General features: G+C 36.3%; 15 protein-coding genes. 11 read left to right on the top strand and 4 right to left on the bottom strand.

What is annotated here, in order from left to right; all coding sequences use genetic code 11:
* Positions 1–6: 6 nt before the first annotated feature.
* From CRO00_RS14600 to CRO00_RS14585, 4 genes are all read left to right on the top strand, one after another.
* Entirely contained in the window at positions 7–225 is a 219-nt protein-coding gene (locus CRO00_RS14600) for a helix-turn-helix domain-containing protein (protein WP_097074403.1), read from the top strand.
* Positions 222–1,028, top strand: coding sequence for a DUF817 domain-containing protein (locus tag CRO00_RS14595; RefSeq protein ID WP_097074402.1), 807 nt, complete (start codon positions 222–224; stop codon positions 1,026–1,028). The genes CRO00_RS14600 and CRO00_RS14595 overlap by 4 nt, the downstream gene beginning before the upstream one ends.
* A gap of 424 nt (positions 1,029–1,452) precedes the next feature.
* Positions 1,453–3,084 carry an L-glutamate gamma-semialdehyde dehydrogenase gene (pruA, locus tag CRO00_RS14590; RefSeq protein ID WP_097074401.1) on the top strand — a complete coding sequence of 544 codons (1,632 nt, stop codon included), beginning with the start codon at positions 1,453–1,455 and terminating at the stop codon, positions 3,082–3,084.
* 159 nt (positions 3,085–3,243) lie between these two features.
* Entirely contained in the window at positions 3,244–3,681 is a 438-nt protein-coding gene (locus tag CRO00_RS14585; protein WP_097074400.1) for a cell wall hydrolase, read from the top strand.
* Between the two features lie 51 nt (positions 3,682–3,732).
* On the opposite strand, the gene CRO00_RS14580 is transcribed toward CRO00_RS14585, so the two are convergent.
* Complete coding sequence (locus tag CRO00_RS14580) at positions 3,733–4,062, bottom strand: hypothetical protein (RefSeq protein WP_097074399.1); 330 nt, start codon at positions 4,060–4,062, stop codon at positions 3,733–3,735.
* 165 nt (positions 4,063–4,227) lie between these two features.
* On the opposite strand from CRO00_RS14580, the gene CRO00_RS14575 reads away from it, so the two are divergent.
* From CRO00_RS14575 to CRO00_RS14565, 3 genes are all read left to right on the top strand, one after another.
* Entirely contained in the window at positions 4,228–4,995 is a 768-nt protein-coding gene (locus CRO00_RS14575; RefSeq protein ID WP_097074398.1) for an SH3 domain-containing protein, read from the top strand.
* 66 nt (positions 4,996–5,061) lie between these two features.
* Positions 5,062–6,540, top strand: coding sequence for an aldehyde dehydrogenase family protein (locus CRO00_RS14570; protein WP_097074397.1), 1,479 nt, complete (start codon positions 5,062–5,064; stop codon positions 6,538–6,540).
* Positions 6,541–6,756: 216 nt separating this feature from the next.
* Positions 6,757–6,945 carry a hypothetical protein gene (locus tag CRO00_RS14565; RefSeq protein WP_097074396.1) on the top strand — a complete coding sequence of 63 codons (189 nt, stop codon included), beginning with the start codon at positions 6,757–6,759 and terminating at the stop codon, positions 6,943–6,945.
* A 648-nt stretch (positions 6,946–7,593) separates the two neighbouring features.
* On the opposite strand, the gene CRO00_RS14560 is transcribed toward CRO00_RS14565, so the two are convergent.
* Positions 7,594–8,583 (bottom strand): DUF4885 family protein, encoded by a 990-nt coding sequence (locus tag CRO00_RS14560; protein WP_097074395.1) that lies wholly within the window; start codon positions 8,581–8,583, stop codon positions 7,594–7,596.
* Positions 8,584–8,897: 314 nt separating this feature from the next.
* Between CRO00_RS14560 and CRO00_RS14555 the strand changes: the two genes are divergently transcribed.
* From CRO00_RS14555 to CRO00_RS14540, 4 genes are all read left to right on the top strand, one after another.
* A complete protein-coding gene (locus tag CRO00_RS14555; RefSeq protein ID WP_202615689.1) occupies positions 8,898–9,569 on the top strand; it encodes a phosphopantothenoylcysteine decarboxylase domain-containing protein in 672 nt (223 codons plus the stop codon).
* Between the two features lie 100 nt (positions 9,570–9,669).
* A complete protein-coding gene (locus tag CRO00_RS14550) occupies positions 9,670–10,224 on the top strand; it encodes an NADPH-dependent FMN reductase (protein ID WP_097074393.1) in 555 nt (184 codons plus the stop codon).
* 116 nt (positions 10,225–10,340) lie between these two features.
* A complete protein-coding gene (locus CRO00_RS14545; RefSeq protein WP_097074392.1) occupies positions 10,341–10,856 on the top strand; it encodes a YbaK/EbsC family protein in 516 nt (171 codons plus the stop codon).
* Positions 10,849–11,601 (top strand): VOC family protein, encoded by a 753-nt coding sequence (locus tag CRO00_RS14540; RefSeq protein WP_097074391.1) that lies wholly within the window; start codon positions 10,849–10,851, stop codon positions 11,599–11,601. Before CRO00_RS14545 ends, CRO00_RS14540 begins: the two co-directional genes overlap by 8 nt.
* A 22-nt stretch (positions 11,602–11,623) precedes the next feature.
* Here the strand turns inward: CRO00_RS14540 and mcrC are convergent, their stop codons facing one another.
* Positions 11,624–12,676: a 5-methylcytosine-specific restriction endonuclease system specificity protein McrC gene (gene mcrC / locus CRO00_RS14535; protein ID WP_097074390.1), complete on the bottom strand. Its 1,053-nt coding sequence runs from the start codon at positions 12,674–12,676 to the stop codon at positions 11,624–11,626.
* On the bottom strand, positions 12,669–15,125 hold the full coding sequence (locus tag CRO00_RS14530; protein WP_097074389.1) for an AAA family ATPase: 2,457 nt from the start codon (positions 15,123–15,125) through the stop codon (positions 12,669–12,671). The genes mcrC and CRO00_RS14530 overlap by 8 nt, the downstream gene beginning before the upstream one ends.
* Between the last annotated feature and the right edge of the window lie 95 nt (positions 15,126–15,220).

Here is a 15,220-nt window from a genome sequence, read left to right as displayed (position 1 = left end):
GGAACTATGGCAATTATTATTAATATCGATGTTATGTTAGCGAAACGGAAAATGAGTGTCACGGAGCTTTCGGAGCGTGTTGGAATAACAATGGCTAATCTTTCTATTTTAAAAAATGGAAAGGCAAAAGCAATTCGAATTTCAACGTTAGATGCCATTTGTAAAGCTTTAGATTGTCAACCCGGAGATATTTTAGAGTACCGAATGGAAGAGGATGATTCATGAGAGCGCTAAAACAACTCGTTTCTTTTGGTTCGCAGCAAGCTCTATCTTGTTTATTTCCTGTTGTTATTTTTGCGTCCCTTGCCATCACTCAAATGATTCCACTTCCATTTCTCCCTCGGTATGATTGGCTACTGATTATTTTCCTAATCATGCAGTGGTGGATGGTGCATTCTGGAATCGAAACGCGGGATGAACTAAAGGTAATTACACTGTTCCATCTCATCGGCCTTGCTCTTGAAATGTTCAAGGTTCATATGGGCTCTTGGTCGTACCCTGAGGAAGGATATTCGAAAATTTTTGGCGTCCCATTATATAGTGGGTTTATGTATGCAAGTGTGGCAAGCTATCTTTGTCAAGCGTGGAGAAGGATACATGTCGAACTGTTTTATTGGCCGTCCTTTTTCCTAGTCGTCCCATTAGCAGCTGCCATTTATTTGAACTTTTTCACTCACCATTTTTGGGTGGATATCAGGTGGTGGTTGTCTGGTCTAGTCATTATTGTGTTTTGGAAATCGTACGTCACTTATAAGGTGAACGGGACGATTTATCGAATGCCGCTTGTCTTATCCTTTATATTGATTGGATTTTTTATATGGATTGCAGAAAATATCGCCACGTTCTTTGGCGCATGGCAATATCCGAACCAAACCGACGCATGGAGCCTTGTACACTTAGGAAAGGTTAGTTCCTGGCTGTTATTAGTGATTGTTAGCTTTTTGATTGTAGCAACATTAAAGCAGGTAAAAAGGGGAGAAATGCATCAACTTGACTATAGTTTTTCTTCTTTAAAGGACGTTAAATAAAAAAAGACCCGGAAAATAAATTCCGGGTTCGATTTCAACTTACATTAAATCCATGACACACTGCCTCGCTTTTCGTAAAGAATCGCTTTTTCAGTACAGATGGTTCCTTCCGAGTTCAATCTTCCTTACTCATCGGGTTAACCCTCCCAATCACAGATTTGAAGTGAAATCTCTAATAGTATAGGCGGTTAGAAATTTTTTATACACATTTTTTTCTCAAAAAAACATCTTTTAATAGCTTTTTTGCAAATTTTGAAATAAAATTCTATGAGTGTATTGTTATCCATAATATTTAGTAGTAATTGGTACAGACAATTATGGGGTAACCATATCAAAAAAGAAATTATATGTGATATAATTTTTTATGGACGCAATGTCTATTTGTAGGATGAAAGTATTTTTACATCAGGAAGGAACGTGTCAAATGAGTAACGGAATTTTCAAAATACCAACACCTAAAAATGAACCTGGGTATACATATGCACCAGGTACGAAAGAAAGAGAAACATTAAAAGCAGAATTAAATCGCCAATCAAATGTTGTAGTGGATATCCCTGTGATTATTAACGGTGAAAATATAAAAACAGATACAGTTAAACAAGTGGTAATGCCACATAATCATCAACATGTGTTAGCAAACTATTCAGAAGCTGGCGAAAAAGAATTACGTGCTGCAGTTGAAGCGGCAATGGCTGCAAAAGAATCTTGGGCTAACATGCCTTGGGAACACCGTGCAGCAATTTTCTTAAAAGCTGCTGACTTAATTTCAGGACCGTACCGTGATGTAATGAACGCGGCAACGATGTTAGGTCAATCTAAAACAGTTATTCAAGCTGAAATTGACTCTGCTCAAGAACTAGCAGACTTCTTACGTTTTGGCGTTGATTATGCTAACCAAGTGTACCAAATTCAACCTGATAGCATGAAAAATGTTTGGAATCGCCTAGATTACCGTCCATTAGATGGTTTCGTATTAGCGATTTCTCCATTTAACTTCACTGCAATCGGTGGGAACCTACCTTCAGCACCTGCAATGATGGGGAATGTTGTTGTTTGGAAACCTGCTACAACTTCAATTCTAGCAAACTATTACTTTATGCGTATTTTAGAAGAAGCAGGTTTACCAAAAGGTGTTATTAACTTTGTTCCATCTCGTGGTTCACAAGTTTCTGAAATCGTATTAACAGACTCACGTATGGCTGGATTCCACTTCACAGGATCAACAGCTACATTCCAAACAATTTGGAAAAACGTAGGGAAAAATATTGCAAACTATCAATCTTACCCGCGTTTAGTAGGGGAAACTGGTGGGAAAGACTTTGTATTTGCTCATGAAACAGCTCAAGCTGACAAAGTAGTATCTAACCTTGTTCGTGGTGCTTTTGAATACCAAGGTCAAAAATGTTCTGCAGCTTCTCGTGCTTACATTCCTGCTAGCTTATGGGAAGAAGTGAAAGCTGGTTTAATCGAACAAACAGCAAAACTTAAAGTTGGGGATGTTCGTGACTTCCGTAACTTCATGGGTGCTGTAATCGATCAAGCAGCATTCGACTCAATTACAGGCTATATTGAGTATGCAAAAGCATCTGAAGAAGCAGAAATTATCGCTGGTGGTACTTATGATGATTCAGTTGGTTACTTCATTCAACCAACAATTATTGTAACGTCAAATCCAAACTTCAAAACAATGGTAGAAGAAATTTTCGGACCAGTGTTAACAATCTATGTTTATGAAAATGATAAATTAGAAGAAACATTAGATTCAGTAGATACAGCTTCTATGTACGCATTAACAGGAGCAATCTTTGCACAAGATCGCACAGTTATTATGCACTTAGAAAGCCGTTTATCAGGTGCTGCTGGAAACTTCTATATCAATGACAAACCAACTGGTGCAATGATTAATCAACAACCATTTGGTGGATCCCGTGGTTCAGGTACGAACGATAAAGCAGGTTCTGTATTTAACATGATTCGTTGGACTACACCACGCGTGATTAAAGAAAACTTCGCACCAACAACGGATATCACATATCCATTTATGGACGAAGAATAATAATTTTTTAAAAGAGGTTGAGACAATTTGTTTTCAACCTCTTTTTTCATATAGTTTAAAATCCGTATCCCCTAAAACGTGTACACGAAAGTAAAGTAATCGCATACTCTATAACATTAATAGAGATTTTGCTTCATACTATGTTTTTGGGGTGAGAAGATGCCAAGAGTGAAATATCGTGATGCAGACATTGATCTAATCGCGAGAATGATGAGGGCGGAAGCTGAAGGCGAAGGAAATCAAGGGATGTTGTATGTAGGAAACGTTATTGTAAATCGTGCCATTGCCGATTGTTTAGACTTCAGAGATGTAAGAACGATTGAGGACGTAATTTACCAAGTTCAAGGGGGAAATTATTCTTTTGAAGCCGTTCAAAAGGGAAATTTATTTTACAATAGAGCAAGACCAAACGAACAACGATTAGCAAAGCAAGTTTTGGATTATTGGAGACAACAACCAGGAAAATATTCTCTGTGGTACTTTAACCCATATGCACCATGTCCTCCAACATGGTATGGTCAACCATTTGCTGGGCAATTTAAAAATCACTGCTATTATGAACCAGCTGCTGGAACTTGTGCGAGTGTTTACACTTAAGTAGTAAAGTGCTAGCCATCAATCCTTTTAACAGGTTTGATGGCTAGTTTTTTATATTTCTGTTTTGATCCACTCGATCGCAATGCTTCTTAACTCAATTGACTCGTCTTCGTAAACATAAAGATGCTTATTTATATCAATCTCTCGAAGCTTTGATGGAACCGGCGTATGTAAATCTCTTCGAAGACCATCTTGAATCGCAATTTTCATACAATCACTTGCAATCGTAAGGATATCGTCTTCTGTATGACCGCTAGAAGATGCAAGGGTAAAACCAGCATCCATTAGGTCAGGTATTCGTATGTATACGGGGAAATCTCCCTCTTCAGTTGGTTCGTCCTCTACTGCAAATATTACAGGATATTCGTATTTTTTTATCATTTATATCACCTCTGTTACAATAATAATATATAAATGACATTTTTGGGGCTAGTAATAAAAGGAGAGTAACCCTAATTTACTTAAATCACTTACTCAAATGTGAATATTTTCGTAGTTTAATACCATATATTTCTATGTTGTATTTAATATAAGGGAGGTTTCACATTGAGAAAAGTAGCTTTTGTACTCTTATTACTCGTATTTGGTATTTCATTTGCATTTTCTGAAGATACAACGAAAGCAGCAGGATCTACTGAAATGTATGTAAATGCAAAAAGTGACATCATCTTGCGTGCCGAACCAAAACAAAACGCGGAACAACTAGGGACAATTAAAAACCATTCAAAAGTAAGGGTATTCTCTTCATCAAAAGGTTGGTCTTATATAAAGAGTGGTAAATTAGAGGGCTATGTTTATACCGCTGCTCTCACAAATAAAAATCCAAAAGCGACAAATGGGACGGTTACGGGTGGCTTATCACCAGCAGATGGTTTAATACTTACATATCAACCATCGATACTAGAAGATAAGAAAGAAACGTTTATTGTAAGTAAAGTAGGAAAGTATACTGAGTTATATAACCCAAAGAGTCCGCTATATCCTGATGTGCCGAACTTTGTTTATTTGGAAAAAAATGATGAATTCGTTGTGGGAGTTGCACAATCGGATTTTATATTTATTGACATTCCATTGCCGCTTAAACAGGGACATTATGTAAAAGATTATTCCGGATTTGATGAAGTAATCGATGTTCTTGTAGAAAGCACAACTAAAACGATCAAAGTAAAAGCTGGTACCTTTAAAAATGTAGTGATTCTTCGTTACCCTAATGGCTCAAGAGAATATTTAGCAAAAGGCATCGGAATTATTAAAAGTACAAATAAGGATGGAAAAGTTATTACTGAATTAGTATCTGTAAAAAAATCAAAATAGTATATTTTACTCGTTCCAAATTCATACTGAAGATATTGAAAACCGAATTTGGAGGGTCTAACCAATATGACAACAGAGCCAATTGTAATCAAAGCAATTATTAATGGCGAGAAAATTGAGACTGCAAGAACATTACCTCGTGAAAATCCAACACACCCTGATACGATCGTAGGTTATGCACCAGTAAATACAAAAGAAGAAACGCAACGAGCGATTGACGCTGCTTATGAGGCCTTCAAAACTTGGAAATGGTCAGATGTGGATGATCGGATTGCGAGAATGGAACGGGCAATTCAAAAGATTAAGGATTCAACGGATGAAATTGCCGAGTTTTTGTCTCGTGAACATGGAAAGGCGTTGTATGATGCAAAAGGTGAGATTGCCGTTTCGATTATGTGGATGGAATTTGCATGTAACCATGTAAAAAATGTCGTAACGCCAGAAGTGAAAGAACATGAAAATGGAAAAACAATCATTACATTTGACCCGATTGGCGTAGTGAGTGCTATCACACCTTGGAACTATCCAATTTCCTTATCCACAATTAAAATTGCTCCAGCTTTATTAACAGGAAATACAATGGTGTTAAAACCAAGTCCCTTTGCGCCACTCGCTGTAAGTAAAGTATGTGAAATTGTTGCCGATGAATTTCCACCAGGTGTTCTTAATTTAGTTCATGGTGAAGCAGACGTTGGGGTCGAGCTGACATCAAATGAAAAAATTGCGAAAATCGCCTTTACGGGTGGAACTAAAACGGCAAAAAGTATTATTAAAGCGGCTTCAGAAACGATTAAAAAAATGACCTTAGAATTAGGTGGAAACGATGCGGCAATTGTCCTTGAAGACTTTGATGTGAATGATGAAAAAGCGTTACGTCGCATGGTTATTTCAAACTTCCTAACAGCAGGACAAATTTGTATGATTGCAAAACGTGTGTATGTTCACCGTTCGATTTATGAGCAGTTTGTTGAAAAATATATTGAGGCGGCAAACAAATGGATTCGCGTGGGAGATCCGTTTAACCCAGAAGTCACTGTCGGCCCAGTGAATAATAAAAACCAAGTGAAATACGTAAAAAGTTTAGTGGAAGATGCAAAAAATAAAGGTTGCAAAGTAATTCCATTAGGGCAAATTGTGAACCCTGAATTAATGGATAATGGATACTTCCTACAACCAACATTAGTGTTAGGTGCAGATTATCATGACCCGATTGTGGTGGAAGAACAATTTGGTCCAACCGTGCCAATTATGCCATTTGATGATGAAGAACAAGTTATTGCATTACACAATGAAAGTATTTATGGCTTAACAAGTTCGGTTTGGGGAGAAGAAGAACATGCCGTGAACGTGGCTCGCCGTATTGAAGCAGGTACAACGATGATTAATACAGCAGCAATTCAAGGGTTAGACGTTCGATTCCCATTTGGTGGGGTAAAACAATCCGGCGTTGGTCGCGAATACGGAGAAGATGGAATTAAATCTTATACGGAAACGCATGTAATTAATATCCCGAAAAATTTAGAGTTGCCGTACATTCCAGAATAGCTTTACACAAAACGAATATAAAAATCCAATTGGACTATTGATGAGTAAACAATCAATAGTCCAATTTTTCGATATTTAACGATTAGTATTCGATTAGATGAAAATCCAAGTTACATTGCTTGGTATGATGATCAGGGTAAAATAGATATCAACATTCACATAAAAAACCAACTTTCACATAGTGGAAACTTTTATCTATATCTAGTCCAAAAAGACATGGATTTAGCTAGTGCACTAAATTATATGACATTGCCACTTGATGATGGCAACCTATTTACGATTGAATCCAATGAAGAATTACGAATTATAGAATCAATAGAACTTCCTATAGATATAAGGATGACGGAAAAGAAATTATCGGAAGCATATGGGGTCATTGTTGGCTATCTAGATATAAATGAATAAGAACAACAATTTACATATCAAATAACAAAAGTTAAGGTGGAAAAATCGCTCATCCAGGTGAACTAAATTATGTTGATATTTTCGCTTTGTCAGGTTCTATAAGCATAAGTATATATGCAATGTATTTGATTCCCAGAATAAAGCACCAATTAACTTAACACAAGTGAAGTTTTAGAATGCTTTGAGAGCTTCAGAATTACCACAGAAGAGCCTTTCACAATAAATAACGGAATAAAAAGATATCGAATTGACTTTACTGTTTACATGATGTGAAAGCAGTGGGATAAGTGAACAGAATTGACATAAGTATGGGCATGATGAAAATACAGTATTTTTAATTCAAGGAAAAGAATATAAGATGGATGAAAACGGGAGACTACCTTTGCCTGAAGATTATGTTCACAAATACGAACAAGTTAAAATTTACAAAAAGTAGTTAAACAGAGAACCGATGATAGTTATCGGTACCGTTTTGAATTGGCGATGAGTAAAGAACAAGGAAAAATAATGATATGGGATATTTAACTTATTCCAGAATCGGGCGCAATCGGTGAGGATTGCGCCTTTATTATATACAAATTAAATCTTTTAGGAATTTATTATAGAGTACTTTTATTATCCGTAAGTAAGCACTAATTTTTTTGAAGGCTATGAATTAAAGGTCTTATTATTAAATTTTATGCATTGTCCGATGTCGTGAAGTTGATTATCTTTGTAACCGATAGAAAGAGTTAAATCAGGAATGGAATTGAAGCCAAATTTCGCTAGTTCTTGAAGAATAGGACCATAATAGCTAATTGCTGCTCCGACGTGATCCTTCGTATATGGATTTTGACTAAGTTTTTCTTTATAAATATTGAAAATATCAGTCCCATCTTCTGTTATAAACTTACCATTTACAAGTTCTAAATCTTTCAAATTATATCCTGTGATTGTTTTTATTTGATTAACAAGACGAAATTTATCTAGTTTTGCATTTGAAAATTGAGTAGAGTCGTTAGAACGACTTTTCATAATATGAAAGAATAATTCTCTTGTATTATTAGTTGTATTTAGTAAATTTTCTAATTGCTCAATGAGTGATTCATCTTTTGAACCACTAACCGTTAATTTGAAATTATTGGGGTCGATTGTAAATGTTAAATTTGTCCCATTAGGAATACTAACCCCATTCTTGGAAAATAACTCATGTAATTGTTCATTAACTTTTTGTCGATTGAACACTTTACGTTCTATACTTTCTTGCTCAGGATTGTATGCCTTTTCATTACGAAAGGCAGCATCATTAAAATCATAATATCCCCCTTTTTCTTTCCCACTGTTTGCCCAGCTTATTTCCATACTGTAAGCAGCATCTCTTTCCTTTTTTGTCAGATCACTTCTAAAGTAAGGGGAATATGGGTTTCTATACTTATCAAATATATGACCATGAGGATCTTTAAATTGTTTATTTTGTTCGTTGATTTTCCGATACTTTTCATCTAGTATTTTCATCATTTTATCTTTTGTACTTACAAAATCATTTGTACTTTGAATAGAGGTTTGATCGGTTTCTTTAGCAATTGTTTTATCCTCATTTTTTCGTTGAGTTGGAGTAGTTGAAACGATTGATGAATATGTTGTTGTATTAATATTCATTTTGACTCTCCCTTAGATTATTTATTAGATTTATCGGTATGTAAAAATTAATTTACAGTATTATACATTTGTGGGAGTCGGAGAAAAGGAAATATATATTTGAATAAGAAGGGCTTGGGGAAGTATTACTGCAATATTGGAAGAACTTTATTATTATTCTTTTAAGATTATCCTGAAATAGAGTATTTCATAAACTAGCGCGATTTAAGAGAAGAATCGCGCTTTTATGATGGGAATATATTAATGAAATTTTTGCTAAAGTCAGTTACACTTGTCTATGAATAGAAATAGATACGGGTGATGGTGTGAAAAAGTTGAGTGGCAAAAAAGTATTGATTACGAGTGGTGGAACGCTTGAAAAATGGGATCGTGTGCGTGGTCATACAAACTTATCAAAAGGAACGATGGGCTGTTTCCTAGCTGAAGCCGCACTTAGTGAAGGGGCAGAAGTCATTTATTTGCATGGCTATTTTGCAATGCTTCCAACGAACGCAAGACAAATGCGAACGATCATGTTTGAAGGCATTGAAGATTTAGGTGAGAAAATAAAATCAATCGTTCAAACGGAGCAAATTGATTTTGTAATTATGGCAGCTGCAGGTTCTGATTGGATTATCGATAAAGTGTATGATCAATCAGGGAACTTGATGGAAGACAAGGGGAAAATGCCTTCAGACGAGCCTCCGATTATCCATTTTAAAAAAGCGCCGAAAGTATTAGGGCAAATTAAAGAATGGGCACCAGATACAACTTTAATCGGCTTTAAACTAGAAGCTACAGATGACGTTGATTATTTAATCCATCGTGCAAAACTACGAATGGAATCTTCCAATGCTTCCTATATGGTGGCAAACAGCTCAAACTCATTGTATGGAGCTCATGAGCCGCATTACATTGTTGCATCAAATGGTGAAGTAGAAAGAGTGGAAGGTAAAGAACAAACGGCAAAAGTACTATTTCAAATATTAAGCACACTACAAGGCTAGGAGTACCTAGTCTTTTTGTTTTGCGCAAGTTTTAAATAATTGTGAGGGGGATATAATACTAAAGGTTCTTATAAAAATTTTGACAGATAGGATGATACTAATGGTTAAAGTAGGCATTATTAGTGGTAGTTTACGAAAAGAATCTTTATCCAAAAAAATTGGTGAAAATGTCGCACAATATTTCCCTGAAGGCTATGAAGCAGAGTTTATCGATATCGGCAATCTTCCTATGTACAATGAAGATATTGATAACGAGACGAGCTCTCCTGCAGAATATACTGCATTCCGAAGTACGTTAAAGGGTATGGATGCAATACTGTTTATCACTCCTGAATATAACCGTTCCATGCCGGGTGCGCTAAAAAATGCAATCGATGTTGGTTCACGCCCATATGGACAAAGCTCTTGGGAAGGAAAGCCGGCAGCAATTATTAGTCAATCGATGGGGAACTTAAGTGGCTTTGGTGCGAACCATCACCTACGACAGTGTCTTGTATTTTTGAATATGCCAATCCTTCAACAACCTGAAGCCTATATTGCCAATTCCGGATCACTTTTTGATGACAACGGAAAAATTAAGGATCAAGGAACAGTTCAATTTTTACAAGGCTTTGTGAATGCATTTGTGGATTTAATTAATCGATATAACCGATAAGACCCTCGAGCTTTTTTCAGAGACCTTCTGATGAAAGCTCTTTTATTTTATATTTTCTAACAATTCCCTGTATAATAGTAAACATACTATGTTGGTAAGAAAAGAGAGGATTTTATATGTCATTAAGTAGTGTAAAGGAACATTTCAAAAAATTTAATCGTGAGCAAGATATTCTAGAATACAACCAATCCAGTGCAACAGTGGAACAAGCGGCAAACGCATTAAACGTTATTCCGGCGAAAATTGCCAAAACCCTATCTTTCAAAGACAAAGAAGGCAATGCTTTTTTAGTCGTAACAGCAGGGGATGCAAAAATTGACAATAAAAAATTTAAAGAAGAGTTCGGCACAAAACCAAAAATGTTAAACGCAGAAGAAGTCGTCGAACAAACAGGCCATGTTGTTGGAGGAGTTTGCCCCTTTGGACTTGCGAATCCGTTAAGCATTTTCTTAGATGTGTCCATGCAACGTTTCCAAACGGTATTTCCTGCATGTGGTAGTGTGAACTCGGCGATTGAATTAACTTGCGCGGAGTTATTGGAATATTCAGGTGCTAATGCGTGGGTGGATGTGAGTAAAGATTGGGATGCGACATTACAGGAAACGGTGATAAAGGAGGATTCTCATGTATGAATTAGATCATATCGTTCATTTTGTAGACAAGCCTGAAAATCTGGTAGAAGAAACGAAGAAAATCGGTCTACATACAGCTCTTGGCGGGAAACACGAAATGTGGGGTACATATAACTCTTTATGTTACTTCGGGTTATCATATATTGAGTTTATCGGTGTATTTGATCAGGAGCTTTTGGAGAAATCTGCTGAAATACCATACACGTTACATGATTCATATAAAAAACGTCATTACACTAATGGGTTAACGAGGCTTGCATTTAGAACGACTACTATTAAAGAAGATGCAAAACGGCTAGAGAAAGCTGGGTTTGAAGTTGATGGTCCGCAACAATTTTCTAGAGTTCGACCAGATGGCTCCGTTGTGAAATGGCAACTATTGCACTTTGGAAAGAAAGACTTAGCAGTGGATTTTCCATTTTTAATTCAATGGGAAGGCACGAATGAGGAACGTTTCAATGAGTTGGTGAAGCTTGGCACAATTGGCGAACATTCATTGGGGAACTTGAGTATAAAGGAAATTACTTATGCTGTACGAGACCTGTCTGTTGCAAATGAATGGGCGAGGGTATTTCAATCTGATACGGTTGAAAATGAAGGAGAAATAAAAGTGCTATCACCGAATTGTACGATTACGTTTAAAAAGTCGGATGAGGATAAGATTGCAGAAGTAATTATCGCAGGAGCTGAGATAGAAAAGGTTGTAAATATCGAAGGAGCTACTTATAAGTTCCAATATTCATAAGAAAACAATCCTTCCTCAAATATTAAGGAAGGATTGACTCTGTAAATACATATCTTTCTACTAGATCGTCTAGCTGTTTTGCGATATTGGAAAAATCACGATTCAAATCGAGCGTTTTTACAGCGATTCGATTTCCGCGCATTAAGAACTCACTATCTGGTACAACGTCTTCATCTGTCTTTGCATAGAGCAAAATTCCACTAACATTCCCTGAGTTAGAGAGGTCTTTATTTTTAACATAGGTAAATATTTGGTACAAGTTCCCAGAATGGATCGTTTTACTATTATAATAACGATTTGTTTGCATGGTCCGACCATAATATTTTGTATCGATGATGATAATTTTCTCCCCATAATAAAGAGTAATATCTGATTTCATCATAGGTAAAAAATCAATCAATCCATCATCTACATTCCAATCGATATGGGAAGGGGAGGCATGAAGTTGTGGAAAATGTTTCCGATAATACTCAAGCACGAACTTCTCATATAAGCGATGCATCAGTTGGTCGTCTAAGAACGTTGCTAATTGATGCGAACCCTTCTCTTCCGTTTGTAACAATCCCTTAATAACTAAATAGCAAATGTTCACGAGCATTTTGTAAGTTGCGTTATTGCGATGATATTTTATACCCGACCACTCAATTGTTCGATAATCCATTTCATCTACTTGCGTAAAATAAAGCAGCACTCTCTTCAATGCTTTCTTCCGTTGAATTGATACTTCAGGTGTTTTAATTAACAAAAGGGCGGTCGTTTTTAGAATCCTGTTCATATAGGAGTTTTCTGTATATTCATCAAACGTACAAACCAATTGCTTTTTGCGCAAAGATTGTTGTTTTACTGAATGGGCAAGATTCATTTTACCAATAGGGGAACTGAGGGACTCGGTTTGTTCCACATAGTCTCTACCTAAGCCCCTTTTGATTTGATCGCCTATTCCTTTCGCTAAAATCTCTGCTAAAAGATCTGAAACATGTTCGAATTCCTCTGTTGCTAATTTTGCATATTTATCTTTCGTTAACACTTGAAAAGCATAAGCTAACATATGGTAAATGTTTTGAATTTTAATCATGTAAGGCACCACGAAGTTTAGTTGACCAATGATCGATTTTCGATTGTTCGTCAAACCAATATTCTTCTAATAAAGGTAAAAGTTCAAATTCAACAACGGAAGACAACCATTCATCGGTCACTTCTTCGTCCGCACATAAATAACTATGACCAATGCGGAATCCATTACCTAACGATTCGTCCTTGCTAATCGCTTCATTAAGGGTTTCAATTTCTCGCACTAATGCCTGATACTTTGGATTGTTTGCCTCGTTCAATTGCGCTTGGAAACCTTCCGAATCAAAAGCTGGTTCCAATTCAAAGAAGGCAAATCTTCTTCTTAGTGCATAATCAATCATGGCAAGGCTACGGTCAGCAGTATTCATCATGCCGATAATGTAGACATTTTTAGGGACGGAGAAGTATTCATTTGAATAAAGCAAACGTAATTTTTGGCCACGTTTGTCTTTTTCAATGAGCATTAAAAGCTCCCCAAAGATTTTACTTAAATTGCCTCGGTTGATTTCATCGATAATAAAGAAATGATCTCGATCATCTTCTTGGGCTTTTTTACAGAACTCATAAAATGGCCCGGCTGACAGTTCAAATCCAGTACTCGTTGGGCGATAACCCCTAATAAAATCTTCATAGCTATAACTTTGATGGAACTGCACCGTCATGATACGGCTACTGTCCTTTACCCCCATCATTGAATAGGCAAGCCTTTTAGCAGAGAACGTTTTCCCTACACCCGGTGCCCCTTGTAAAATAATATTTTTCTTAAGCTTTAGTAGATGTACCAATTTTTGATAACGTTCTTCATCCATAAAAACTTCATTTAGAAAATCATTTTCTGTATATGGATCGTAGACAACTTCAATTTCCTCTTCAATCTCCTCATCATTTTCATCAACAAAGAGGTTTTCAAGTTTTTGAACGTAATCTGTATAGGATGTAATATCCGTTAATGTTTTCGTAACAGCTTTTCCAGGGTGTTCCCATTCTCCATTGTTTTTCCATTTGACCTTGTGAATGTGATTGTATGTCTTTCGATTTGGATCAAAAATATATTCAGATTCGACTATTCCCCGACCGATAATTTTTGACGTTCCTTTTTTGACATAAACAACATCACCAGGTAAAAGTTCATTTGCAAATTGCCAAGTAGCATGAGCAGAATTGACATAGGTATATTCCTCGCCATATAGTTCCTTCATTTTACTTTTCATGGCTTCTTTGGATGGATACTGTTTTAAGTCGCCTAATTCTTCCCATCCAATGCCCATAATCCCTTTTGCATAAAAATCTTCCCATTCTGAAGCATTGGTACCAGGTGCATAAATCCAATATTTTTTCTCATTTTTGTTGTCAATATCAGATGGAGAAGTAGGGTCATCTTCGCGCTGTTGTTTAAGTTTATCGGCCCACTTTACAAAGATTTCGCTCGCAATTTCTTCATTCATCGGTGCATTTTTGCCTTTTTCGGTAAGTGACCAAATACCCCGAATTGAATTATCAATGTACCCTTCATACACAAGGTAGTTTCTTGCAAACCCTAACTCATTATCAAATTTTTTAACACCACTTTTCCCCCGTGTTTCATTGACGATTTCATCAGGCAATTGTAAGTCTGAAATGATTTGTTTCCGAACTTCATCTGGAGTACCGGAACCACCGAGCTCTTTTAATGCATGAATAAGTGGGGCAAACCATTTTAAAAAGCTCGCAGTGGATTTCTTTTTACCCGGCGACATCCATGCTGCGAAAGATAATTCAGGAAAACTATGATGAGGATTCGTTTCCTTTTTGAAAATCTCAGTACAACAACGAATGAATAGGAGGTATTCAGTAGCAGATGGAAGCTGGTTTAATTTTGAAATTTTCATGAGCTCTTCCGAATAAGGGCTATTTTCTCGTAAAAAGGTGCGGTTTCTTTCATCTAAATTTAAATAGACAAATGGACGAATCCAATAAAGCCCAATTGTTAAATTCCACTTAATGCCTAGTTGATTGCTTACTTTATCAAAACAATCGATAAAATTCTCATTTTCAGAAGAGGTGCTGGCAAAATGGATACTTGCTTCAAACAAATCCCACAGATTTTGAATGTCATCTGGATTTCTTTCATTTTTATAAGCAAAAAACCAGGCTTTCATATTATTGAGGACGGGAATGCCATCAAATTCAGTGGGAACTGGTACTGTAACGCCAATCTTCTTTCCGATGTTTTCCATTAGTGAAATCCGATTGTCATTCTTAATTCCTTTGTTGAAACAGCCAAATACGGTAAATGGATCAATATCGTCAAGAGGTTCTCCATTTTCTATAAAAGGGTTGCGCATGTTGAGATGGTCAAAAACTTCTTCAAGTATGTGAAGCAGCTCGTGACGTCTAGTTTTGTAATTTAATAGTTTATCGGCAAATTCCATATAGAAAGTTGTCCAAGATAAATCAGGAATATTTGTTGTCATGTTTTACACCACACTTCTATTTTGCTATATATTTTATTTTGCCAAAAAAGTAAAATAAAAACGACTATTTCGACTAGTTAAAAGAGTAGTGATGT

This window comes from Ureibacillus xyleni, assembly GCF_900217795.1.
In the GTDB taxonomy this organism is placed as follows: Bacteria; Bacillota; Bacilli; order Bacillales_A; family Planococcaceae; genus Ureibacillus; species Ureibacillus xyleni.
Note: the sequence above shows the minus strand (reverse complement) of the source record. Positions and strands in the feature narration are given on the sequence as shown.

What these genes read in the sequence shown, in the direction of transcription:
- CRO00_RS14545 (WP_097074392.1), top strand. Translation starts at nt 10,341, where the DNA reads ATGTCATTAAGTAGTGTAAAGGAACATTTCAAAAAATTTAATCGTGAG.
- CRO00_RS14560 (WP_097074395.1), bottom strand. Translation starts at nt 8,583, where the DNA reads ATGAATATTAATACAACAACATATTCATCAATCGTTTCAACTACTCCA.
- CRO00_RS14540 (WP_097074391.1), top strand. Translation starts at nt 10,849, where the DNA reads ATGTATGAATTAGATCATATCGTTCATTTTGTAGACAAGCCTGAAAAT.
- CRO00_RS14550 (WP_097074393.1), top strand. Translation starts at nt 9,670, where the DNA reads ATGGTTAAAGTAGGCATTATTAGTGGTAGTTTACGAAAAGAATCTTTA.
- CRO00_RS14565 (WP_097074396.1), top strand. Translation starts at nt 6,757, where the DNA reads ATGGATTTAGCTAGTGCACTAAATTATATGACATTGCCACTTGATGAT.
- CRO00_RS14600 (WP_097074403.1), top strand. Translation starts at nt 7, where the DNA reads ATGGCAATTATTATTAATATCGATGTTATGTTAGCGAAACGGAAAATG.
- pruA (WP_097074401.1), top strand. Translation starts at nt 1,453, where the DNA reads ATGAGTAACGGAATTTTCAAAATACCAACACCTAAAAATGAACCTGGG.
- CRO00_RS14585 (WP_097074400.1), top strand. Translation starts at nt 3,244, where the DNA reads ATGCCAAGAGTGAAATATCGTGATGCAGACATTGATCTAATCGCGAGA.
- CRO00_RS14570 (WP_097074397.1), top strand. Translation starts at nt 5,062, where the DNA reads ATGACAACAGAGCCAATTGTAATCAAAGCAATTATTAATGGCGAGAAA.
- CRO00_RS14595 (WP_097074402.1), top strand. Translation starts at nt 222, where the DNA reads ATGAGAGCGCTAAAACAACTCGTTTCTTTTGGTTCGCAGCAAGCTCTA.
- CRO00_RS14530 (WP_097074389.1), bottom strand. Translation starts at nt 15,125, where the DNA reads ATGACAACAAATATTCCTGATTTATCTTGGACAACTTTCTATATGGAA.
- CRO00_RS14580 (WP_097074399.1), bottom strand. Translation starts at nt 4,062, where the DNA reads ATGATAAAAAAATACGAATATCCTGTAATATTTGCAGTAGAGGACGAA.
- mcrC (WP_097074390.1), bottom strand. Translation starts at nt 12,676, where the DNA reads ATGATTAAAATTCAAAACATTTACCATATGTTAGCTTATGCTTTTCAA.